Source organism: Pseudomonas kermanshahensis (assembly GCF_014269205.2).
GTDB classification, from domain to species: domain Bacteria; phylum Pseudomonadota; class Gammaproteobacteria; order Pseudomonadales; family Pseudomonadaceae; genus Aquipseudomonas; species Aquipseudomonas kermanshahensis.
In genome coordinates this window covers 265196-287658 of sequence record NZ_JABWRY020000002.1, presented here as the reverse complement: position 1 = coordinate 287658, position 22463 = coordinate 265196, and the positions used below count along the sequence as shown (strand labels likewise).

The window sequence follows — 22463 nt, the reverse complement described above, 5'->3', positions numbered from 1 at the left end:
AGCTGTGCGGTCCCTGTGGGAGCGGGCTTGCCCGCGAAGAGGCCGGTACAGGTGAACTTATTGCTGGTGAACGGGCGCGGTCTGCCCGTGCTTGGCCACTTCCCGGCTGTTGCCATACCGGGAAATATCCAGCCCTTCGGCACTGATCTGCGGCTTTTTACGTGCAATCAGGTCTGCCAGCAGGCGACCGGAGCCGCACGCCATGGTCCAGCCCAAGGTGCCGTGGCCTGTGTTGAGGAACAGGTTACGGAACACTGTGGCACCCACGATCGGCGTACCGTCCGGGGTGGCCGGGCGCAGGCCGGTCCAGAAACTGGCTTGGCTCAGGTCACCGCCGCGAGGATAAAGGTCGTTGACGATCATCTCCAGCGTTTCGCGCCGACGCGGGTTGAGCGACAGGTCAAAACCGGCGATCTCAGCCATGCCGCCAACGCGGATGCGGTTGTCGAACCGGGTGATGGCAACCTTGTAGGTCTCGTCGAGAATGGTCGACGTCGGCGCCATCTCGGCGTTGGTGATCGGCACGGTCAGCGAGTAACCCTTGAGCGGGTAGACCGGCGCCTTGATGCCCAGTGGCTTGAGCATTTGCGGCGAGTAGCTGCCCAGGGCCAGCACGTAGCGGTCGGCGGTTTCCAGCTTGCCGTCGATCCATACACCGTTGATGCGGTCACCGGCAAAGTCCAGGCGCTGGATGTCCTGGCCAAAGCGGAACTCCACACCCAGCTTCTGCGCCATGTCGGCGAGCTTGGTGGTGAACAGCTGGCAATCGCCGGTCTGGTCGTTGGGCAGACGCAGTGCACCGGCGAGGATGTCTTTTACCCCGGCCAGGGCCGGTTCGACGCGAGCAATGCCATCGCGGTCGAGCAGTTCATAAGGCACGCCGGACTGTTCGAGCACAGCGATGTCCTTGGCTGCGGCATCGACCTGAGCCTGGGTGCGGAACAACTGGGTAGTGCCCAAGGTGCGGCTTTCGTAGGCGATGCCGGTTTCGGCGCGCAGCTCGTCGAGGCAGTCGCGGCTGTACTCGGACAGGCGCACCATGCGCTCCTTGTTCACCGCATAGCGGCTGGCGGTGCAGTTGCGCAGCATCTGTGCCATCCACAGGTACTGGTCAACGTCGCCGGTGAGCTTGATGGCCAGTGGCGCATGGCGTTCGAGCAGCCACTTGATGGCTTTGAGCGGCACACCCGGGGCAGCCCAGGGCGAGGCATAGCCGGGCGAGATCTGGCCTGCGTTGGCGAAGCTGGTTTCCATGGCCGCCGCTGGCTGGCGGTCGACCACCGTCACTTCAAAACCTTGCCGGGCCAGATAATAGGCACTGGCGGTTCCGATGACACCGCTACCAAGTACCAGAACTCGCATTGTTGATCCCTCGCACGCGGCGCACCGCAGTCTTTTGTTGAAATGGCATGGATGCGCGCAGTATAAAAATTACAGACCAGTGCAATTCACTATATAAAAGCCTATATTTGGCGAGAATTCTCGGCAATATTGCCTTTCACGGAGGGGCATCCCCTATGAGAACCCAGCACCAGAGCAAGCGTGAACTGGACAAGATCGACCGCAACATACTGCGGGTCCTGCAGAATGACGGCCGTATTTCCTTCACCGAACTGGGCGAGAAAGTTGGGCTTTCCACCACCCCGTGCACCGAGCGCGTCCGCCGCCTGGAGCGCGAGGGCATCATCATGGGCTACAACGCCCGGCTCAACCCGCAGCACCTGAAGGGCAGCTTGCTGGTGTTCGTCGAAATCAGCCTGGACTACAAGTCTGGCGACACCTTCGAGGAGTTCCGCCGCGCCGTGCTCAAGCTGCCCCATGTGCTGGAGTGCCACCTGGTCTCAGGCGACTTCGACTACCTGGTGAAAGCGCGCATCTCGGAAATGGCCTCGTACCGCAAGCTGCTGGGCGACATCCTGCTCAAGCTGCCGCACGTGCGCGAGTCGAAGAGCTACATCGTGATGGAGGAGGTAAAAGAGAGCCTCTGCCTGCCGATTCCGGACTGAGGCTAGACCAGCACTTGGCGGGTGGTGGCGATGAACTGGTGAACGAGCTGCTCGGCCTCGGGCTCGATCATCTGTTCAGGGCCGCGACCGCGCGGGCAGGCCATGCGCGGGGTGGTGCCGAACAGGCGGCAGATCATCGGCCGCTCTTCATACACCGTGCAACCATTGGGGCCCAGGTGCACGCAGTCCAGGTGCTCCAGCGCAGCGGCCTGCTCCGCCTCGGTCTTGCGCGGCAGGCGGGCCATTTCTTCGGTGGACGTGGTGACCGGACCGCAGCAATCGTGGCAACCGGGCTCGCACTCGAATGAGGGGATGAGCTCGCGCAGGAAGTGGATCTTGTGGCGGTTGCAGGACATGGCGGGTACACAATGAGGGTCGAGGTCGAATTATAGGGCCAATCGCCGGCAAGCCGGCTCCCACCAGTACACCGCTTATCTCAAGGGCAGTGCAGCCCCGGTGGGAGCCGGCTTGCCGGCGATTGGGCCAGTTGCCCCACCACAAAACCCCAGCTTATCCTCCCCCTTCTGTTTTCCTGCCCAGGACCTGCCCCATGATCCACAGCGCGCAGCACGCCGCCTCCTATTACGCCGCCAGCAGCGCGCCCCACCCCGACCACGCTTTCCTGCAAGGCGAGCACAGCGCCGACGTGTGCATCGTCGGCGGCGGCTATTCAGGCCTGAACACCGCCATCGAACTGGCCGAACGTGGCCTCTCGGTGATCCTGCTGGAAGCCCGCAAGCTCGGCTGGGGCGCCAGCGGGCGCAACGGCGGGCAACTCATCCGCGGGGTCGGCCATGGCCTGGATCAGTTCCTCCCGGTGATCGGCGAAGAAGGCGTGCGCAGCATGAAGCTGATGGGCCTGGAAGCCGTGCAGATCGTTCGCGAGCGGGTCGAGCGCCACGCCATCGCCTGCGACCTGACCTGGGGCTACTGCGACCTGGCCAATAAACCTGCTGAGCTGCTGGGCTTTGCCGAAGAGGCTGAAGCACTGCGCAGCTTGGGCTACGAGCATGAGCTGCGCCTGGTCGGCAAAGACGATATCCACAGCGTGGTCGGCGCCGAGTGCTATGTCGGCGGCCTGATCGACATGGGCTCGGGCCACCTGCACCCACTCAACCTGGCACTTGGCGAGGCGGCCGTAGCCAGCCGCCTGGGCGTGCGCCTGTATGAGCAGTCGGAAGTCACCCGCATCGAGTATGGCCCTGAGGTCAAGGTGCACACCGCTCAAGGCCAGGTTCGCGCCAAGACCCTCGTGCTGTGCTGCAATGCCTACCACAACGACCTCAACCGCGAGCTGGGCGGCAAGGTGCTGCCCGCCGGCAGCTACATCATTGCCACCGAGCCACTGGGCGAGGAACGCGCGCGCACACTGCTGCCACAGAACATGGCCGTGTGCGATCAGCGCGTAGCGCTGGACTACTATCGCCTGTCTGCGGACCACCGGCTGCTGTTCGGCGGTGCCTGCCACTATTCCGGCCGCGACCCGCAAGACATCGCCGCCTACATGCGGCCGAAAATGCTCAAGGTTTTCCCGCACCTGGCCGATGTGCGCATCGAGTTCCAATGGGGCGGCATGATCGGCATTGGCGCCAACCGCCTGCCGCAGATCGGCCGTTTGGCCAGCCAGCCGAATGTCTATTACGCCCAGGCATACTCCGGCCATGGGCTGAACGCTACCCACCTGGCCGCGCGCCTGCTGGGCGAGGCCATCAGTGGCCAGCAAAGCGGGCGCTTCGACCTGTTCGCCAAGGTGCCGCACATCACCTTCCCAGGCGGCAAGCACCTGCGCTCGCCACTGCTGGCACTGGGGATGCTCTGGCACCGGCTGAAAGAGCTGGTCTGAACGCTGCCGCTCCTACAAATTGGGCCGTTTATGCCTTCCAGAAGGGTTTGCGCCCTTCTGTACGGGCCTGCTCCCAGCTCAGCCCGACATCGCGCAACTCATCGTCTGTCAGCTGCAGCAGCGCCTTGCGGGTATGCCAGCGATGCACCATCAGCCCCCAACGGCTCAGGCCCGCTGGCGCATTGAAGACCTTGGCCCGCTGCCCGGCGTCCAGGTCCTTGGCCATCAGTTGCAAGCGCATATCGCTCATGCCACCCATCACTGCGTTCTCCCGTTCAGTTGATACCGTGGAGCAAGCATGCGCGTTGGCAATGGTGACAATACAGATCCACTAGCGGCTTATTATTCCCATACAGAATTGGCGAATCGACGCGTGAATGCTGTATTTTCAGCGCAACTGTACTGGTCGCTGTATGCAGGCGACGCTGGAGTATGCCGTGACGCTCTACCTCAACCTCGCCGAGCTGCTCGGCGCCCGTATCGAACAAGGCCTGTATCGCCCCGGCCAGCGCCTGCCTTCGGTGCGCGCCCTCAGCATGGAACACGGCGTCAGCCTGAGCACCGTGCAGCAGGCCTACCGCATGCTCGAAGACAGCGGCATGGTCTCGCCGCGGCCCAAGTCGGGCTACTTTGTCAGCGAACACCGCCACCTCCCTGCCCTGCCCGCCGTCAGCCGCCCGGCCCAGCGCCCTGTGGATATTTCCCAGTGGGAACAGGTGCTGGAACTGGTCCGCAGCACCCCGCGCCAGGACGTGATGCAACTGGGCCGCGGCATGCCCGACGTCAACAGCCCGACCCTCAAGCCGCTGTTGCGCAGCCTCGCCCAACTGAGCCGGCGCCAGGACATGCCTGGCCTGTATTACGACAACATCCATGGCAACCTGGCCCTGCGCGAGCAGATCGCCCGCTTGATGCTGGACTCCGGCTGCCGCCTGGGCCCGGCCGACCTGGTGGTGACCACCGGCTGCCATGAGGCGCTGTCCTGCAGCATTCGCGCGGTGTGCGAGCCGGGCGATATCGTCGCGGTCGACTCGCCCAGCTTCCATGGCGCCATGCAAACCCTCAAGGGCCTGGGCATGAAGGCACTGGAGATCCCCACCGACCCGGTCACCGGCATCAGCCTCGAAGCGCTGGAGCTGGCCCTGGAGCAGTGGCCGATCAAGCTCATCCAGATCACCCCGAGCTGCAACAACCCGCTCGGCTACATCATGCCCGAGGCGCGCAAGAAGGCGTTGCTGAGCCTGGCCCAGCGCTACGACGTGGCCATTCTGGAAGACGATGTGTACGGCGACCTGGCCTACACCTACCCGCGCCCGCGCACCCTCAAGTCGTTCGACGACGACGGCCGCGTGTTGCTGTGCAGCTCGTTCTCCAAGACCTTGGCCCCCGGCCTGCGCATCGGCTGGGTCGCGCCGGGGCGTTACTTGGAGCGGGTGCTGCACATGAAGTACATCAGCACCGGCAGCACCGCCAGCCAGCCGCAACTGGCCATTGCCGACTTCATCAAGGCCGGCCATTACCAGCCCCACGTGCGCCGCATGCGCAGCCAATACCAACGCAGCCGCGACGTGATGAGCGACTGGGTCACCCGTTACTTCCCACCGGGCACCCGGGTCAGCCGACCCCAGGGGGGCTTCATGCTGTGGGTCGAACTGCCCGAACATTTCGACACGCTGCGGCTGAACCGCGCTTTACTGGAGCAAGGGGTGCAGGTTGCCGTGGGCAGCATTTTCTCGGCCTCGGGCAAGTTCCGTCACTGCCTGCGCATGAATTTCGCCGCCCAACCTACGCCGGCAATCGAGGCCGCCGTGCGCAACGTGGGTGAAACCGCCCTTCGTCTACTGGATCAGGACGACGCCTGCGCGTAACTTTGCGCCGCCCTCCACGGTCCAACCCCTTAAGCCTTTGCTGTACAGGACGCGCTTACCTTGAGATTGCAGCAAGCTCTGCCGCTTCTGCTGACGCTACTGCTCGGCCTTGCAGGCTGTGCCAGCGTCGGCGCCCCTCGCGAAGTCAGCCAGGCGCTGCCGGCCAACGATTCCGCCTTCGGCCGCTCGGTGCTGCGCCAGGCGGCACCTTATGAGGGGCGCTCGGGCTTTCGCCTGTTGCCCAACAGCAACGAGGCGTTTCGCGCGCGCGCCGAGCTGATCCGCAACGCCCAGGCCAGCATCGACCTGCAGTACTACATCGTCCACGACGGCCTCAGCACCCGCGCGCTGGTGCATGAGCTGCTGCGTGCCGCCGACCGTGGCGTGCGCGTGCGCATCCTGCTGGACGACACCACCAGCGATGGCCTGGACACCATCATGGGCACCCTCGATGCCCACCCGAACATCCAGATCCGCGTCTTCAACCCGCTGCACCTGGGGCGCAGCACCGGCGCCACGCGGGCCGTAGGCCGCCTGTTCAACCTGTCGCGCCAGCACCGGCGCATGCACAACAAGCTGTTCCTGGTGGACAACAGCATGGCCATCGTCGGCGGGCGCAACCTGGGTGACGAGTACTTCGATGCCGAGCCCAACCTCAACTTCACCGACATCGACTTGCTGGGCGTAGGCCCGGTGGCCGAACAACTTGGCCACAGTTTCGACCAGTACTGGAACAGCGCCCTGAGCCGACCGATCGGCGATTTTCTCTGGCGCCTGCCGGATGCCGACGACCTGCGCGCCAGCCGGCACCGCCTGGAAGTTTCCTTGGCCGAGGCGCGGACGCGGCGCAAGGCCTTGTATGACCGGTTGATGGCGTACCAGTCACAGCCGCGCCTGGATATCTGGCGCAACGAGCTGATCTGGGCCCACAGCCAAGCGCTGTGGGATGCGCCGAGCAAGGTGCTAGCCGATGATGAGCCCGACCCGCACCTGCTGCTGAGCCAGCAGTTGGCGCCGGACCTGGCCAACGTGCACAAAGAGCTGATCCTGGTATCGGCGTACTTCGTGCCGGGCGAGCCGGGGTTGCTGTACCTGACCGGCCGTGCCGATGCCGGGGCGTCGGTCAGGCTGCTGACCAATTCGCTGGAAGCCACCGATGTGCCAGCGGTGCATGGCGGCTATGCGCCCTACCGCCGTGCGCTGCTCGAACATGGTGTGCAACTGTTCGAGCTGCGCCGCCAGCCGGGCGACCCGAGCGCCGGGCGCCTGAGCTTCCGTGGCAGCTCCGATTCGAGCCTGCACAGCAAGGCGATCGTCTTCGACCGGCGCAAGACGTTCATCGGCTCGTTCAATTTCGACCCGCGTTCGGTGCTGTGGAATACCGAGGTGGGGGTGCTGGTGGACAGCCCGGAGTTGGCCGAATACACCCGCGAGCTAGCCGTGCAGGGCATGGCGCCCGCGCTGAGTTATCAGGTGAGGCTGGCCAATGACAAGCTGGTCTGGGTGACCGAGGACAATGGCCAGCTGCACACGCTGACAGCAGAGCCCGGCGGGCTCTGGCGGCGCTTCAATGCCTGGATCAGCAAGGCGGTTGGCCTGGAGAAGATGCTGTAGTTCCGATGGCGGGGGGCGCTTTGCGCCCCATTCGCAGCACAAGGCTGCTCCTACAGAGCACCGCGTATTCCTGTAGGAGCAGCCTTGTGCTGCGAAAGGGCCGCAAAGCTTCCAAAGAACATCAGGCAGGCGCAGGTTCGAAGGCACCGCGCCGACGGGTCAACACCACCAGCCCTGCGGCCCCAATAGCCATCAACAACGGCAACGCATGCCCGCTGATCCACTGGCTACCCGCCCCGGCCAACAGCGGCCCGAGCAGGCAACCGATGCCCCACAGCTGCGCCACATGGGCATTGGCACGTACCAGCGCATCATCCCGATAACGCTCGCCGATCAGCACCAGCGACAGGGTGAACAACCCCCCGGCACTGGCCCCGAACAGCACCCACAGCGGCCAGATCAGCGGCGTGTGCAGCAGCAACGGAATCGCCAGGCTGGAGCACATCAAGGTCACCGCACAACCGGTGAACAGGGTGCGCCGCGACATGTGGTCAGCCAGCGCGCCGATCGGCAACTGCAGCACTGCATCGCCTACCACCACCGTGCTCACCATGAACAAGGCAACCTCGGTGGTGAACCCTTGCTGCAGGCTGTAGACCGGCAACAGGGTCAGAATCATCGCCTCGAACGAGGCAAACAGGGCGATTGCCCAGGCGATCACCGGCAGGCGGCGGCAGAAAGCGACCAGGTCGCGGAAGGTGACGCTGTAGGCTTCAGTGGTCGGCGCCCCGCCGCGGCCCAACAGCACCAGCGGTGCCAGCAACAGCAAGCCGGTCGCGGCCCAGAACCCAAAGTCGTCGTCCGAACCGAGAAAGCCCAGCACCAGCGGCCCGGCCAGTTGGCTCAAGGCATAGCTGCTGCCATACAGCGCCACCAGGCGGCCACGCCATTGCTCGACCACCAATTGGTTGATCCAGCTTTCGCCGAGGATGAACACCACAGTCAGGGACATACCGATCAGCAGGCGCAGGGCCAGCCACAGCGGGTAGCTTGGAAGCACCGCAACCAGGCCGATCGACAGCGCGCCGCCCCAGAGGCACAGGCGCATGGCCGCAGGCACGCCGACCCAACCGGCCAGGCGGCTGGCCAGGCTGGCACCCAGCAGTACGCCCAAGGCGGGCATCGCTGCCATTACGCCGATGGCGAAACTGCCGTAGCCCCAGGCCTCCAGGCGCAGGGAGACCAGCGGCATGCTCACGCCAAGCGCAAGGCCGACGCTGAGTACGGATGCCAGTACGGCGAAGTAGGTGCCCCAGCGCATGTGCTCCCCCTGTTGGATTTTCTTGGGCCCATTCGCGGGACAAGCCCGCTCCCACAGGTACTCCGCGATTGTGAAATCAGCGGTGAACCTGTGGGAGCGGGCTTGCCCCGCGAATGGGCCGCATCGCGGCCCCAGCGATTTACAGCTTGATCCAGGTCGCTTTCAGCTCGGTGTACTTCTCCAGCGCATGCAGCGACTTGTCACGGCCGTTGCCCGACTGCTTGAAGCCACCGAACGGCGCGGTCATGTCGCCGCCGTCGTACTGGTTGACCCAGACGCTGCCAGCGCGCACGGCACGGGCGGTCTTGTGGGCCTTGGAAATGTCCGAAGTCCAGATGCCAGCCGCCAGGCCGTACGGCGTGTCGTTGGCAATGGCGATGGCTTCTTCGGCCGTGTCGAAGGTGATCACCGACAACACGGGGCCAAAGATTTCTTCCTGGGCGATCTTCATGGCATTGGTCACGCCGTCGAAGATGGTCGGCTCGACATAAGTGCCGCCGGTTTCTTCGAGGATGCGCTTGCCACCGGCCAGCAGTTTGGCGCCATCCTTGTGGCCAGCGTCGATGTACGACAGCACGGTGTTCATCTGCTGGGTATCGACCAGCGCGCCAACGGTGGTCTGCGGGTCCAGTGGGTTGCCCGGTTTCCAGCCTTTGAGGGCCTCGACCACCAGGGGCAGGAACGTGTCCTTGATCGAGCGCTCGACCAGCAGGCGCGAACCCGCGGTGCAGACTTCGCCCTGGTTGAAAGCGATGGCGCTGGCAGCGGCTTCGGCAGCGGCTTGCAGGTCCGGTGCGTCAGCGAAGACGATGTTTGGGCTCTTGCCACCGGCTTCCAGCCAGATGCGCTTCATGTTCGATTCGCCAGCGTAGATCATCAGCTGCTTGGCGATTTTGGTCGAACCGGTGAACACCAGGGTGTCGACGTCCATGTGCAGGGCCAGGGCCTTGCCGACAGTGTGGCCGTAGCCTGGCAACACGTTCAGCACACCGGCCGGGATGCCGGCTTCGATGGCCAGCTGGGCGATGCGGATGGCGGTCAGTGGCGATTTTTCGGACGGCTTGAGCACCACCGAGTTACCGGTGGCCAGGGCCGGGCCGAGTTTCCAGCAGGCCATCAGCAGCGGGAAGTTCCACGGCACGATGGCGCCTACGACGCCCACCGGCTCACGGGTTACCAGGCCGAGTTGGTCATGCGGCGTCGGTGCGACTTCGTCGTAGACCTTGTCGATGGCTTCAGCATTCCAGTGCAGGGCTTGTGCCGCGCCTGGGACGTCGATGGTCGAGGAGTCGCCGATCGGCTTGCCCATGTCCAGGGTTTCGAGCAGTGCCAGCTCTTCGACGTTCTTGCGCAGCAAGTCAGCGAAGCGGATCAGCTTGGCCTTGCGCTTGGCCGGGGCCAGGCGCGACCAGACGCCGGAATCGAAGGTGGCGCGGGCGTTCTCGACGGCACGGTTGGCGTCAGCCAGGTCGCAGCTGGCGACCTTGGCCAGGAAGCGTCCGTCGACCGGGCTCAGGCACTCGAAGGTCTCACCGGATGCGGCGTCGGTGTATTCGCCGTTGATGAAGGCACGGCCTTCGATCTTCAGTTGCTGGGCACGTTGTTCCCAGTCCGCACGAGTCAGGGTGGTCATACGAAACTCCTCCTCTTGTTTAGGTGCAACGCCGCACTGAGGACTCACTGGCGTTGTCAGAATTCTGGCCGGGCGACGCGCGCGCACGGGCAAACGACACCCTAAACCAGCCTGTGTAAACTATCAATATATTTGACACGAAAGGCCTAAAAGCCTACTGATGTGCATTTTATTAAACAACAACAGGAGCCGCACCATGAGCATCGCCAGCATCATCGACTTCGCCCAGGTTCTGACCGAGGCTGAACGCTACCGCCCGGCGGCAGAGAAAATCCTCAAGGGCGAGCCCGACCAGGCCGTCTATAACCACTACTCCAGCCCGTGCGGCCAGTTTGCGGCGGGTGTCTGGGAAGGTGAAGTCGGGCAGTGGACCGTGAACTATACCGAGCACGAATATTGCGAGATCGTGCAGGGCGTTTCGGTGCTGCGCGACCAGGATGGCGGCGCCAAGACCCTGCGCGCCGGTGATCGGTTCGTCATCCCGGCCGGCTTCAAAGGCACCTGGGAGGTGCTGGAGCCTTGCCGCAAGATCTACGTGATGTTCGAGCAGAAGTAAGGGTCTGGGGCCCCTTCGCAGGCAAAAAAAAACCCGCGTCCTTTCGGATGCGGGTTTTTTTTAAGGTTGCCGATCAATTACTTGATCTTGGCTTCCTTGTACACCACGTGCTTGCGAACAACCGGATCATATTTCTTGATCTCGATTTTGTCCGGAGTGGTGCGCTTGTTCTTGTCGGTGGTGTAGAAGTGGCCGGTACCGGCACTCGAAACCAGACGGATCAATTCACGCATGATGTTCTCCCTTAAACCTTGGCGCCAGCTTTACGGATGTCAACCAGAACGGCGTCGATGCCGCGCTTGTCGATGATACGCATGCCCTTGGCGGAAACGCGCAGACGCACGAAACGCTTCTCGGATTCAACCCAGAAACGGTGGTGCTGCAGGTTCGGCAGGAAACGACGACGGGTTTTGTTGTTTGCGTGGGAAATGTTGTTCCCGGTTACTGGACCCTTACCAGTAACTTGACAGACTCTCGACATGACTCAGCCCTCTAAAACCACATGCCCAACCCGGCATGGGTTGGCCGCTTAATCTCTCAGTCTTTGGCGCCAGGCGCCGTGATTCTGGAGGTCTTATCGACCGGATCCGCTGATGCGACAGGCCGAGCCCCTAGAAAAGAGCGCTGCTTTATACCAGAAAGACTGCATTGCAACAACAGATGATGAGCATCTAGCTGAGGCAAATCGTGCGCGAGCAGCATAGCGACTAGCGCGGCGCACTGTCGACCACTCGTCGCCAGCCGACAGAAAAAGAGGGTGGTCATTTGCTGATGCGCGCACTAGGGTAGGACGTTTCCAGACTGCACTGGCAGATGGGCCACTGACAGCCAAGGAGTCACGATGCGTGCCGCCGCCTTTTCCTTATTGTTTACCTCCCTGTTTGCAGCCGGCATCGCCCAGGCAGCCCCGCTGAGTGTCTGCAGCGAAGCCAGCCCCGAAGGCTTCGACGTGGTCCAGTACAACTCGCTGACCACCACCAATGCCTCGGCCGACGTGCTGATGAACCGGTTGGTGGAGTTCGACGCCGGCCAAGGCAAGGTTGTCCCCAGCCTGGCGGCGAGCTGGACGGTGTCAGCAGACGGCCTGATCTACGACTTCAAGCTGCGCGATGACGTGAAGTTTCACACCACCGCCTACTTCAAACCGACCCGCGAGCTGAACGCCGACGACGTGCTGTTCAGCTTCCAGCGCATGCTCTACCCGGCCCACGCCTGGCACAAGACTGCGCCGGGCGGTTACCCGCATGCGCAATCGCTGCAACTGGGCAGCCTGATCAAGTCGATCGATGCCCCTGAGCCCCACACTGTGCGCTTCACCCTGACCCACCCGGATGCCACGTTCCTGGCCACCTTGAGCATGGGCTTTGCCTCGATCTATTCCGCCGAGTATGCCGACAAACTGCTCAAGGCGGGCACGCCGGACAAGCTCAACAGCCAGCCGATCGGCACCGGGCCGTTCGTCTTCCAGCGTTTCCAGAAGGACGCCGTGGTGCGCTACCGCGCCAACCCCGACTACTTCGCCGGCAAGCCTGCGGTCGACCCGCTGATCTTCGCCATCACCACCGATGCCAACGTGCGCCTGCAAAAACTCAAGCGCAACGAGTGCCAGGTGGCCCTCTCGCCCAAGCCGCTGGACATCGCTGAAGCCGGCAAGGATGGCAACCTCACGGTAGCCAGCACGCCGGCCTTCATGACCGCCTTCGTCGCCATCAACAGCGAACACCCTCCCCTGGACAAGCCAGAGGTGCGCCAGGCCATCAACCTGGCCTTCGACAAACAGGCTTACCTCAAGGCGGTGTTCGAAGGCACCGCGACGGCCGCCAACGGCCCCTACCCGCCCAACACCTGGAGCTACGCCAAGGACCTGCCCGGCTACCCCTTGGACCTGAAAAAGGCCAAGGCCTTGCTGACCAAGGCTGGCCTGCCTGACGGCTTCAGCACCACAATCTGGACCCGCCCTTCGGGCAGCCTGCTCAACCCCAACCCCAGCCTTGGCGCGCAGATGCTGCAGGCCGACCTGGGCAAGATCGGCATCAAGGCTGAAATCCGCGTGATCGAGTGGGGCGAGCTGATCCGCCGCGCCAAGGCCGGCGAGCATGACTTGCTGTTCATGGGCTGGGCGGGTGACAACGGCGACCCGGATAACTTCCTCAGCCCGCAGTTTTCCTGTGCGGCGGTGAAGTCGGGGACCAACTTTGCACGGTTCTGCGACAGCCGCCTCGACCAGCTGATCAACGCGGGGCGCACCACCAATGACCAGAGCGTACGCAGCCGGCTGTACCAGCAGGCACAGACGCTGATCCAGCAGCAGGCGCTGTGGGTGCCGCTGGCGCATCCGACCGCGGCTACCCTGCTGCGCCAGGGCGTCGAGGGGTACCAGGTGAGCCCGTTTGGGCGGTTGGATTTCAGCAAGGTTTCGGTGACCAAGTAAGCCTGTGCCGGCCTCTTCGCGGGCAAGCCCGCGCCCACAAGGACCTCACAGCCTTTGAATGCTGTGCGGTACCTGTGGGAGCGGGCTTGCCCCGCGAAGAGGCCGGCACAAGTACACCGCTAAGCAACGATCCACCCCTCCTCCACCATCGACAACGGCTCGCCATCGCCCACGATGATGTGGTCCAGCACCCGCACATCGATCAGCCCTAACGCGCGCTTTAGCGCCAACGTCATGTGCACATCATCCTGGCTGGGCTCGCTGTTGCCCGACGGGTGGTTATGGCACAGGATCAACGCCGCTGCGTTGTGCAGCAACGCTCGGCGCACCACTTCCCGCGGGTAGATACTGGCCCGGTCGATCGTCCCCCTGAACAGGATCTCGAACGCCAGCGGCCGGTGCTTGGTATCCAGAAACAGGCAGCCAAACACTTCACTGGCCTCATGGCGCAGCATGGCCTTGAGGTAGCGCCGCACCGCCTCCGGGCTCTCCAGAGCCGGCGTGCGCTCGATCGTCTCATCCAGGTAGCGCCGGCCAATCTCCAGAAGTGCCTGCAACTGGGCGTACTTCACGGGCCCAAGACCTGGCTCGCGCAAAATGGCTTGGCGATCAGCCTCCAGAAATGGCCTCAGGCCCCCAAAGCGAACCAGTAACCCCCGCGCCAGCTCCAGCACGTTACGCCCGGCAACGCCCGAGCCCAGCAGCACCGCTACCAGCTCGGCGTCCGACAGCACCGCAGCCCCCCGCAACAACAACTTCTCCCGCGGCCGTTCTTCAGCCGGCCATTCCCTGATACTCATCCCCACTCCTTGGTCCTGCTGCGGCACGTTTGGGCCCTGTGTTAATCTATTTCGCCTCGTACATGCGACGTTCTGCCGCAGGCAGTTCTTGTCGCCGCCCGCTTTCACTGGAAAAAGGCAAAAGCCTATGCAGCGGCTGTATCACAAGCGCATCGTCCTCGGCGTCGGTGGCGGCATTGCCGCCTACAAAAGCGCCGAACTGATCCGCCGACTCCTGGAGCACGGCGCGCAGGTGCGCGTCGTCATGACCCGTGGCGGTGCAGAGTTCATCACCCCGCTGACCCTACAGGCGCTGTCCGGCCACCCGGTGCACATGGACCTGCTCGACCCCGCCGCCGAAGCGGCCATGGGCCATATCGAGCTGGCCAAGTGGGCCGACCTGGTCCTCATCGCCCCCGCCACGGCCGACCTCATGGCGCGCATGGCCCAAGGCATGGCCGACGACCTGCTGACCACCCTGATCCTGGCCACCGACGCCACCGTTGCCGTCGCCCCGGCCATGAACCAGGCGATGTGGCGTGACCCGGCCACCCAGGCCAACCTCGACCTGCTCAAAAGCCGCGGCATCCAGGTGTTCGGCCCAGCTTCCGGCAGCCAAGCCTGTGGCGACGTAGGCCTTGGCCGTATGCTCGAAGCCACCGACCTGGCCTGGTGCGCCGCCGAAAGCTTCAAGCGCCAGACGCTGACCGGCAAACACGTGCTGATCACTGCCGGCCCAACCCAGGAAAACATCGACCCGGTCCGCTACATCACCAATCATAGCTCCGGGAAGATGGGCTTCGCCCTGGCCGAAGCGGCTGCCGAAGCCGGTGCTCGGGTGACCCTCGTCACCGGCCCGGTGCACCTGCCGACCCCCGACCGGGTCAACCGCATCGACGTGGTCAGCGCGCGGGACATGCTCGCGGCCTGTGAAGCGGCCATGCCCTGCGACCTGTTCATTGCCTCGGCAGCGGTCGCGGACTACCGCCCAGAGGTAGTTGCCACGCAAAAACTCAAGAAAGATCCTACGACCGGCGACGGCATGCTGCTGCAGATGGTGCGTAATCCCGATATCCTTGCGACCATCGCTGGCCGTGGCGACCGCCCGTTCAGCGTCGGCTTCGCCGCCGAAACCGAACACCTGCTCGATTACGCCACACGCAAGCTCAAGGACAAGAACCTCGACCTGATCGTCGCCAATGATGTGGCCAACCCCAGCATCGGCTTCAACAGCGAAGAGAATGCCTTGACCGTGATCGACCGCCAGCAGCACCAGACCCTCTTTGCGCAGACCAGCAAGGGCAAGATCGCCCGGCAGTTGGTCGCCTTCATCGCCGAACGGCTCAACCAGGTTCAATAAGTTACATGCACGCTCTTCAAGCCAAGATCCTCGACCCACGCCTGGGCACCGAATTCCCCCTGCCGCAGTACGCCACCCCAGGCTCTGCCGGCCTGGACCTGCGCGCCCTGCTCAAGGAGGACACCGTCCTCGAGCCCGGCCAGACCTTGCTGATCCCCACCGGCCTGTCGATCTACATCGGCGACCCGGGCCTGGCAGCCATGATCCTGCCGCGCTCGGGCCTGGGCCATAAGCACGGCATCGTGTTGGGCAACCTGGTCGGCCTGATCGACTCGGACTACCAGGGCGAGCTGATGGTGTCGTGCTGGAACCGCGGCGACACCCCGTTCACCATCGCCATTGGCGAGCGTATCGCCCAGTTGGTGCTGGTGCCGGTGGTGCAGGCGCATTTCGACATCGTCGAAGCCTTCGACGAAAGCCAGCGTGGCACTGGCGGCTTCGGCCACTCCGGCAGCCACTGAGCCGACAGCTGACCGTTCAGGCCAAGGATGGCGAACTCTCTGGCGAAACCACCGTCCAAGCGTTCAGTTTGCGCCTGCCCAGACAGCCTTTGACTAATGGAGCTTCCAGAGATGAACGAAATGGCCCACCTGGTCCCCGCACTGCCGGACAGCATTTTCCGCGCTTATGACATTCGCGGCGTGGTCGGCAAGACCCTCCATGCCGAAACCGCCTACTGGATCGGCCGCGCCATCGGCGCGCAGACCCTCGCCCAAGGCGAGCCCAAGATTTCCGTTGGCCGCGATGGCCGCTTGTCCGGCCCAATGCTGGTGGAACAGCTGATCAAAGGCCTGGCCGACGCTGGCTGCCAGGTCAGCGATGTCGGCCTGGTGCCGACCCCCGCGCTGTACTACGCCGCCAATGTGCTGGCCGGCACATCGGGCGTGATGCTCACCGGCAGCCACAACCCGTCGGACTACAACGGCTTCAAGATTGTCATCGCAGGCGACACCCTGGCCAACGAACAGATCCAGGCCCTGCAGACCCGCCTGAAAACCAACGACCTGAGCCGTGGCGAAGGCAGCGTGGAAAAGGTCGAAATCCTCGAGCGCTATTACCAGCAAATCGTCGGCGACGTGAAACTGGCGAAAAAGCTCAAGGTGGTGGTGGACTGCGGCAACGGCGCTGCCGGCGTCATCGCCCCGCAGCTGATCGAAGCCCTGGGCTGCGACGTTATCCCGCTGTTCTGCGAGGTGGACGGTAATTTCCCTAACCACCACCCAGACCCAGGCAAGCCGGAAAACCTTGCGGACCTGATCGCCAAGGTCAAGGAAACCGGGGCCGACATCGGCCTGGCGTTCGACGGTGACGGCGACCGCGTAGGCGTGGTGACCAACACCGGCACCATCGTCTACCCCGACCGCCTGCTGATGCTGTTTGCCCAGGACGTGCTGTCGCGCAACCCGGGCGCCGAGATCATCTTCGACGTCAAATGCACCCGTCGCCTGACCCCGCTGATCGAACAGCATGGCGGCCGCGCGCTGATGTGGAAGACCGGCCACTCGCTGATCAAGAAGAAGATGAAGCAGACCGGTTCGTTGCTGGCCGGCGAGATGAGCGGGCACATCTTCATCAAGGAACGCTGGTACGGTTTCGACGATGGCATCTACAGTGCCGCACGCCTGCTGGAGATCCTCAGCAAGGCCGGGCAAGACGCCGAAAGCCTGTTCGCAGCGTTCCCGAACGATATTTCCACGCCGGAAATCAATATTGATGTGACCGACGAGGGTAAATTCAGCATCATTGATGCACTGCAACGCGACGCCGACTGGGGCGCGGCCAACCTGACCACCATCGACGGTGTGCGGGTCGACTACGCCCACGGCTGGGGCCTGGTACGCGCCTCCAACACCACGCCGGTGCTGGTGCTGCGCTTCGAGGCCGACAACGACGCCGAATTGCAACGTATCAAGGATGTTTTCCGCGCCCAGTTGCTGCGGGTTGCCCCTGAGCTGCAACTGCCGTTCTGACCGACTATCTGTTCCTTACAGGAGCCCTGCATGACCCTCGATCGCGATGCCGCTTCCCATGTAGCCGAAGTTTTGTCCGAAGCACTGCCTTACATCCGCCGCTTTGTCGGCAAGACACTGGTGATCAAGTACGGCGGCAACGCGATGGAGAGCGAGGAGCTCAAAACCGGCTTCGCCCGTGACATCGTGCTGATGAAGGCTGTGGGCATCAACCCGGTGGTGGTCCACGGTGGTGGCCCACAGATCGGTGACCTGCTCAAGCGCCTGTCGATCGAAAGCCACTTCATCGACGGCATGCGCGTGACCGACTCGGCCACCATGGACGTGGTCGAGATGGTGTTGGGCGGCCAGGTCAACAAGGACATCGTCAACCTGATCAACCGCCACGGCGGCAGCGCCATCGGCCTGACCGGCAAGGACGCGGAGCTGATCCGCGCCAAGAAGCTGACCGTCAGCCGCCAGACGCCAGAGATGACCACCCCGGAAATCATCGACATCGGCCATGTCGGCGAAGTCGTGAGCGTGAACACCGACCTGCTGAACATGCTGGTCAAGGGTGACTTCATCCCGGTGATCGCGCCGATCGGCGTGGGCGCCAACGGTGAGTCGTACAACATCAACGCCGACCTGGTGGCGGGCAAGGTTGCCGAGGCACTGAAAGCCGAGAAGCTGATGCTGCTGACCAACATCGCCGGCCTGATGGACAAGCAGGGCCAGGTGCTGACCGGCCTGACCACTGAGCAAGTCAACGAACTGATCGCCGACGGCACCATCTACGGCGGCATGCTGCCGAAGATCAAGTGCGCACTGGATGCGGTGCAGGGCGGCGTGAACAGCTCGCACATCATCGACGGCCGCGTGCCGAACGCGGTACTGCTGGAGATCTTCACCGACAGCGGCGTGGGTACCCTGATCACCAACCGCAAGCCGCGCTGAGTGATTGCTTAGTCTGCCCCGCGAAGAGGCCGGAACAGGCAGAAACAAAAAAGGCGACCCGCAAAGGTCGCCTTTTTTATTACCGAGCCGGAATCAGATCCCGTACTGCGCCCGATACGCCTCAACAGCAGGCAGATGCTGCTTGAGCTGCGGATCATCGGCCAGGAACTCCAGCACCTGGGTCAGCGAAACGATGCTGACCACCGGAATACCGAAGTCACGCTCCACTTCCTGGATCGCCGACAGCTCGCCATTGCCGCGCTCTTCGCGGTTAAGCGCGATCAGCACGCCAGCGGCCTTGGCCTGCTGGGCATTGATGATCTGCATGACTTCACGGATGGCCGTGCCGGCCGTGATCACGTCGTCGATGATCAGTACGTCACCCGCCAAAGGCGCGCCAACCAGGCTCCCGCCTTCGCCGTGATCCTTGGCTTCTTTGCGGTTGAAGCACCATGGCACGTCGAGCTGATGCTGATCGGCCAGGGCCACGGCGGTGGTCGCCGCCAGGGGGATACCCTTGTAGGCTGGGCCAAACAGCACGTCGAACGGGATCTTGCTGTCGACGATGGCCGCCGCGTAGCAACGGCCCAACTGCGCCAGTGCAGAACCTGTGTTGAACAGGCCGGCATTGAAGAAGTACGGGCTGGTACGCCCCGATTTCAGGGTGAATTCGCCGAAGCGCAGAACGCCGCGGTCGATGGCAAAACGAATGAAGTCGCGCTGATACGGCTGCATGGAAAGTCCCGGACACCACGGATTTAGCTAAATGAGTTGAGCTCGGGTATCATACACGCACGAGATTTTTGGGGCCATTTATGCGGATCATCAGTGTGAACGTAAATGGCATTCAGGCTGCGGCCGAGCGTGGTTTGCTCAGCTGGCTGCAAGCCCAGAATGCCGACGTCATCTGCCTTCAGGATACCCGCGCCTCGGCCTTTGAACTCGACGACCCAGCTTTCCAGCTCGATGGCTATTTCCTTTATGCCTGCGACGCGGAGGTGCCCGCCCAAGGTGGCGTAGCCCTTTACTCGCGCATGCAGCCCAAGGCAGTCATCACCGGCCTGGGCTTCGAGACAGCCGACCGTTACGGGCGTTACCTGCAAGCAGATTTCGACAAAGTCAGTATTGCCAGCCTGCTGCTGCCTTCGGGCATGAACGGCGACGAAGACTTGAACCAGAAATTCAAGTTGATGGACGACTTCGCCAAGTACCTGGACAAACAGCGGCGCAAGCGTCGCGAGTACATCTATTGCGGCTCGTTCTACGTAGCGCAGCAGAAGCTCGACATCAAAAACTGGCGCGACAGCCAGCAATCGCCTGGCTTCCTGGCGCCGGAGCGTGCCTGGATGGACGCGATCACGGGCGAGATGGGCTACGTGGATGCCCTGCGTGAAGTCAGCCGTGAAGGCGACCAGTACAGCTGGTGGCCGGACAACGAACAGGCCGAGATGCTCAACCTGGGCTACCGGTTCGACTACCAGATCCTCACCCCAGGCCTTCGCCGCTTCGTGCGTAACGCCCGCCTGCCGCGTCAGCCGCGCTTCTCGCAGCATGCGCCGCTGATTGTGGACTATGACTGGACGTTGACCATCTAGAAAACCATTGGGGCCGCTTCGCGCCCCATCGCCGGCAAGCCAGCTCCCACGGGCATAGCGCATGACTTGAAGTTTGCGCAGTCGCGGTGGGAGCCGGCTTGCCGGCGATGGGCCGCGAAGCGGCCCCAATTGCTATGAATCAGTCGGCCAGGGCGGCCTGCTGCAGTTCGAAGATCTCGTTCATGCCCTTCTGCGCCACGGCGAGCATGGCGTTCAGGTCTTCAGGCTGGAACGGCGCGCCCTCGGCGGTGCCCTGTACCTCGATGAAACCACCGGTGCTGGTCATGACCACGTTCAGGTCGGTCTCGGCGGCGGAGTCTTCCAGGTAGTCCAGGTCGAGCACGGCCTCGCCTTGGTACATGCCCACGGAAACCGCGGCGATCATGTGCTTGAGCGGGTTGCCAGCCTTGAGGCCGCCACGCTTCTTGATCACGGCCAAGGCATCGCACAGGGCGACCATGGCACCGGTGATCGACGCGGTGCGGGTGCCACCGTCGGCCTGAATCACATCGCAGTCGATGTACAGGGTGATGTCACCGAGCTTGCTCATGTCCAGCGCGGCGCGCAGCGAGCGGCCGATCAGGCGCTGGATTTCCAGGGTGCGGCCGCCTTGCTTGCCACGGCTGGCTTCGCGCTGATTACGCTCGCCGGTGGAGCGCGGCAGCATGCCGTATTCGGCTGTCAGCCAGCCTTGGCCCTGGCCTTTGAGGAAGCGGGGCACACCATTCTCCACGCTGACCGTGCAGATGACCTTGGTGTCACCGAACTCAACCAGTACCGACCCTTCGGCGTGCTTGGTGTAGTTGCGGGTGATGCGGATCGAGCGGAGCTGATCGGCGGCGCGACCACTTGGACGTTTCATCTGGGATACCTGTACTGGGACTTGAATCTGCCGAGCATTATAGAGCTCGCAGCTGCGGGAGGACACGCCTATTGTCGCGCCCCTGACAGCCTGTCGCCTTTTCCCACTGCGCATTTCGCCCTCTGTAACATGGCTGGATTGGGCGCCGAGGCCCCACTGCGCTACAATCCTGCGCCTTGCAGCCGAGAGGCTTCCCTGTTCATTCATCTACGCGAGGTACTCCCCATGGTGCACAGCATGACCGCTTTTGCTCGTGTCGAGCGCGCCGGCAGCCAAGGCACCCTGGTCTGGGAGCTGCGCTCGGTCAACCACCGCTACCTGGAGCCGCACCTGCGCCTGCCCGAGGCCCTGCGCGACCTCGAAGGCGCGGTACGCGAAGGCCTGCGCCAGGGGCTGTCGCGCGGCAAGGTGGAATGCACCTTGCGCCTCAACGAAGACAGCACCGGCAAGCCACTGAAAGTGGACCGTGAGCGCGCCGCACAGCTGGTCGCCGCCGCCGAAGAGGTGGCTGGCCTGATCAAGCAGCCGGCCCCGCTGAACCCCCTGGAAGTGCTGTCGTGGCCGGGCGTGCTGGTCGCCGACGCCAGCGACCCGCAAGCGCTGAACGCCGAGGCCGTGGCGCTGTTCGACGACGCGCTGGCCGAGCTCAAGGCCGGGCGCCTGCGTGAAGGCCAGGAGCTGGCCCGGCTGATCAACGAACGCCTGGACAACATGACCACCGAGGTCACCACACTGCGCGCCCTGGTGCCGCAGATGCTGGCGGCCCAGCGGCAGAAAATTCTCGACCGCTTCGGCGACATGCAGGCTGAGCTCGACCCGCAACGCCTGGAGCAGGAGATGGTGCTGCTGGCGCAAAAGAGCGACGTCGCCGAAGAGCTCGACCGCCTCGCCACCCACGTCACCGAAGTGCGTCGCGTGCTCAAGTCGGGCGGCGCGGCCGGCCGGCGCCTGGACTTCCTGATGCAGGAACTCAACCGCGAAGCCAATACCCTCGGTTCCAAGGCATTCGACCCGCGTAGCACGCAAGCGGCGGTCAACCTGAAGGTATTGATCGAACAGATGCGTGAACAAGTACAGAACATCGAGTAAGGCCACCCCGACCATGAATCACAGCAGCGGCACCCTCTACATCGTTTCGGCCCCTTCGGGTGCCGGCAAGACCAGCCTGGTAACGGCCCTGACCCAGGACGACAAGCAAATCCGCGTCTCGGTCTCGCACACCACCCGCGCCATGCGCCCGGGTGAGCAGCACGGGGTGAACTACCACTTCGTCGTGCACGAAGAATTCAAGGCACTGATCGAGCAAGGCGACTTCCTCGAGCATGCCGAAGTGTTCGGCAACTTCTACGGCACGTCGCGCAGCGCACTGCAGCAGACCCTCGACCAGGGCTTCGACCTGATCCTGGAAATCGACTGGCAAGGTGCCCAGCAGGTGCGCAAGCTGATGCCCGAGGCACTCTCGGTGTTCATCCTGCCACCCAGCCAGGAAGCGCTGCGTCAGCGCCTGGATGGGCGTGGGCAGGACAGTGAGGAGATCATCGCCGGGCGCATGAAAGAAGCGGTCAGCGAGATGGTGCATTACGACGAGTACGATTACCTGATCATCAATGATGACTTCGGCGTCGCGCTGGAGGAGTTGAAGGCGGTGTTCCGCTCGAACCGCCTGCAGTTGAAGAAGCAACAGCAGCGCCACGGTGGACTGCTGAAAGAACTGCTCTCCTGAGAGACCGAGCGGGGCTGCTTTGCAGC

The 22463-nt window shown here is 63.5% G+C and carries 22 protein-coding genes and 1 pseudogene; 13 read left to right on the top strand and 10 right to left on the bottom strand.

The genetic code is table 11. From position 1 onward, the window contains the following. Window positions 1-57: 57 nt before the first annotated feature. Entirely contained in the window at window positions 58-1362 is a 1305-nt protein-coding gene (gene dadA, locus HU764_RS25780) for a D-amino acid dehydrogenase (protein WP_186703073.1), read from the bottom strand. Between the two features lie 155 nt (window positions 1363-1517). On the opposite strand from dadA, the gene HU764_RS25775 reads away from it, so the two are divergent. Beyond that, window positions 1518-2006, top strand: a complete 489-nt coding sequence (locus tag HU764_RS25775; RefSeq protein ID WP_186703072.1) for an Lrp/AsnC ligand binding domain-containing protein — start codon at window positions 1518-1520, stop codon at window positions 2004-2006. Between the two features lie 2 nt (window positions 2007-2008). On the opposite strand, the gene HU764_RS25770 is transcribed toward HU764_RS25775, so the two are convergent. After that, window positions 2009-2362 (bottom strand): YkgJ family cysteine cluster protein, encoded by a 354-nt coding sequence (locus HU764_RS25770; protein WP_027592171.1) that lies wholly within the window; start codon window positions 2360-2362, stop codon window positions 2009-2011. A gap of 194 nt (window positions 2363-2556) precedes the next feature. Between HU764_RS25770 and HU764_RS25765 the strand changes: the two genes are divergently transcribed. Further along, window positions 2557-3849, top strand: coding sequence for an NAD(P)/FAD-dependent oxidoreductase (locus HU764_RS25765; protein WP_027592170.1), 1293 nt, complete (start codon window positions 2557-2559; stop codon window positions 3847-3849). 28 nt (window positions 3850-3877) lie between these two features. Here HU764_RS25765 and HU764_RS25760 read toward each other — a convergent pair whose 3' ends face one another. Continuing rightward, a complete protein-coding gene (locus HU764_RS25760) occupies window positions 3878-4108 on the bottom strand; it encodes a DUF1127 domain-containing protein (protein WP_186681487.1) in 231 nt (76 codons plus the stop codon). A 178-nt stretch (window positions 4109-4286) separates the two neighbouring features. Between HU764_RS25760 and HU764_RS25755 the strand changes: the two genes are divergently transcribed. Further along, entirely contained in the window at window positions 4287-5717 is a 1431-nt protein-coding gene (locus tag HU764_RS25755) for an aminotransferase-like domain-containing protein (RefSeq protein ID WP_177323868.1), read from the top strand. Window positions 5718-5777: 60 nt separating this feature from the next. Next, window positions 5778-7331, top strand: a complete 1554-nt coding sequence (locus HU764_RS25750) for a phospholipase D family protein (RefSeq protein WP_186681489.1) — start codon at window positions 5778-5780, stop codon at window positions 7329-7331. Window positions 7332-7452: 121 nt separating this feature from the next. On the opposite strand, the gene HU764_RS25745 is transcribed toward HU764_RS25750, so the two are convergent. Then, the gene (locus HU764_RS25745) at window positions 7453-8592 is read right to left on the bottom strand and encodes an MFS transporter (protein ID WP_186703071.1); all 1140 of its coding nucleotides are present in this window, start codon (window positions 8590-8592) and stop codon (window positions 7453-7455) included. A 139-nt stretch (window positions 8593-8731) separates the two neighbouring features. After that, complete coding sequence (locus tag HU764_RS25740; protein WP_027592165.1) at window positions 8732-10225, bottom strand: aldehyde dehydrogenase; 1494 nt, start codon at window positions 10223-10225, stop codon at window positions 8732-8734. A gap of 196 nt (window positions 10226-10421) precedes the next feature. On the opposite strand from HU764_RS25740, the gene HU764_RS25735 reads away from it, so the two are divergent. Next, window positions 10422-10781, top strand: a complete 360-nt coding sequence (locus HU764_RS25735) for a cupin domain-containing protein (protein ID WP_027592164.1) — start codon at window positions 10422-10424, stop codon at window positions 10779-10781. A 77-nt stretch (window positions 10782-10858) separates the two neighbouring features. Here HU764_RS25735 and rpmG read toward each other — a convergent pair whose 3' ends face one another. Beyond that, window positions 10859-11014, bottom strand: coding sequence for a 50S ribosomal protein L33 (gene rpmG, locus HU764_RS25730; RefSeq protein WP_003253507.1), 156 nt, complete (start codon window positions 11012-11014; stop codon window positions 10859-10861). Window positions 11015-11025: 11 nt separating this feature from the next. Further along, on the bottom strand, window positions 11026-11262 hold the full coding sequence (gene rpmB / locus HU764_RS25725; protein WP_003253504.1) for a 50S ribosomal protein L28: 237 nt from the start codon (window positions 11260-11262) through the stop codon (window positions 11026-11028). Between the two features lie 360 nt (window positions 11263-11622). Here rpmB and HU764_RS25720 point away from each other — a divergent pair, with 360 nt between their 5' ends. After that, window positions 11623-13212, top strand: coding sequence for an ABC transporter substrate-binding protein (locus tag HU764_RS25720; RefSeq protein WP_085272164.1), 1590 nt, complete (start codon window positions 11623-11625; stop codon window positions 13210-13212). A 119-nt stretch (window positions 13213-13331) separates the two neighbouring features. Here HU764_RS25720 and radC read toward each other — a convergent pair whose 3' ends face one another. Then, window positions 13332-14012 carry a RadC family protein gene (radC, locus tag HU764_RS25715; protein ID WP_186681492.1) on the bottom strand — a complete coding sequence of 227 codons (681 nt, stop codon included), beginning with the start codon at window positions 14010-14012 and terminating at the stop codon, window positions 13332-13334. 127 nt (window positions 14013-14139) lie between these two features. Here radC and coaBC point away from each other — a divergent pair, with 127 nt between their 5' ends. From coaBC to argB, 4 genes and pseudogenes are all read left to right on the top strand, one after another. Further along, window positions 14140-15351: a bifunctional phosphopantothenoylcysteine decarboxylase/phosphopantothenate--cysteine ligase CoaBC gene (gene coaBC, locus HU764_RS25710; RefSeq protein WP_027592161.1), complete on the top strand. Its 1212-nt coding sequence runs from the start codon at window positions 14140-14142 to the stop codon at window positions 15349-15351. Window positions 15352-15356: 5 nt separating this feature from the next. After that, window positions 15357-15812 carry a dUTP diphosphatase gene (gene dut, locus HU764_RS25705; RefSeq protein ID WP_186681494.1) on the top strand — a complete coding sequence of 152 codons (456 nt, stop codon included), beginning with the start codon at window positions 15357-15359 and terminating at the stop codon, window positions 15810-15812. A 135-nt stretch (window positions 15813-15947) separates the two neighbouring features. Then, a pseudogene (locus HU764_RS25700) lies at window positions 15948-17321 on the top strand (phosphomannomutase/phosphoglucomutase); the annotation flags it as partial. A gap of 30 nt (window positions 17322-17351) precedes the next feature. After that, window positions 17352-18257, top strand: a complete 906-nt coding sequence (gene argB / locus HU764_RS25695) for an acetylglutamate kinase (RefSeq protein ID WP_027592158.1) — start codon at window positions 17352-17354, stop codon at window positions 18255-18257. Between the two features lie 93 nt (window positions 18258-18350). On the opposite strand, the gene pyrE is transcribed toward argB, so the two are convergent. Next, window positions 18351-18992, bottom strand: coding sequence for an orotate phosphoribosyltransferase (gene pyrE, locus HU764_RS25690; protein WP_008091580.1), 642 nt, complete (start codon window positions 18990-18992; stop codon window positions 18351-18353). A gap of 80 nt (window positions 18993-19072) precedes the next feature. On the opposite strand from pyrE, the gene HU764_RS25685 reads away from it, so the two are divergent. Further along, a complete protein-coding gene (locus HU764_RS25685; RefSeq protein ID WP_003253401.1) occupies window positions 19073-19852 on the top strand; it encodes an exodeoxyribonuclease III in 780 nt (259 codons plus the stop codon). A 139-nt stretch (window positions 19853-19991) separates the two neighbouring features. Here HU764_RS25685 and rph read toward each other — a convergent pair whose 3' ends face one another. Further along, window positions 19992-20714 (bottom strand): ribonuclease PH, encoded by a 723-nt coding sequence (rph, locus tag HU764_RS25680; RefSeq protein ID WP_186703070.1) that lies wholly within the window; start codon window positions 20712-20714, stop codon window positions 19992-19994. Between the two features lie 225 nt (window positions 20715-20939). Here rph and HU764_RS25675 point away from each other — a divergent pair, with 225 nt between their 5' ends. After that, window positions 20940-21803 (top strand): YicC/YloC family endoribonuclease, encoded by an 864-nt coding sequence (locus HU764_RS25675; RefSeq protein ID WP_085272162.1) that lies wholly within the window; start codon window positions 20940-20942, stop codon window positions 21801-21803. Window positions 21804-21816: 13 nt separating this feature from the next. After that, on the top strand, window positions 21817-22437 hold the full coding sequence (gene gmk, locus HU764_RS25670) for a guanylate kinase (protein ID WP_027592155.1): 621 nt from the start codon (window positions 21817-21819) through the stop codon (window positions 22435-22437). Window positions 22438-22463 lie beyond the last annotated feature (26 nt).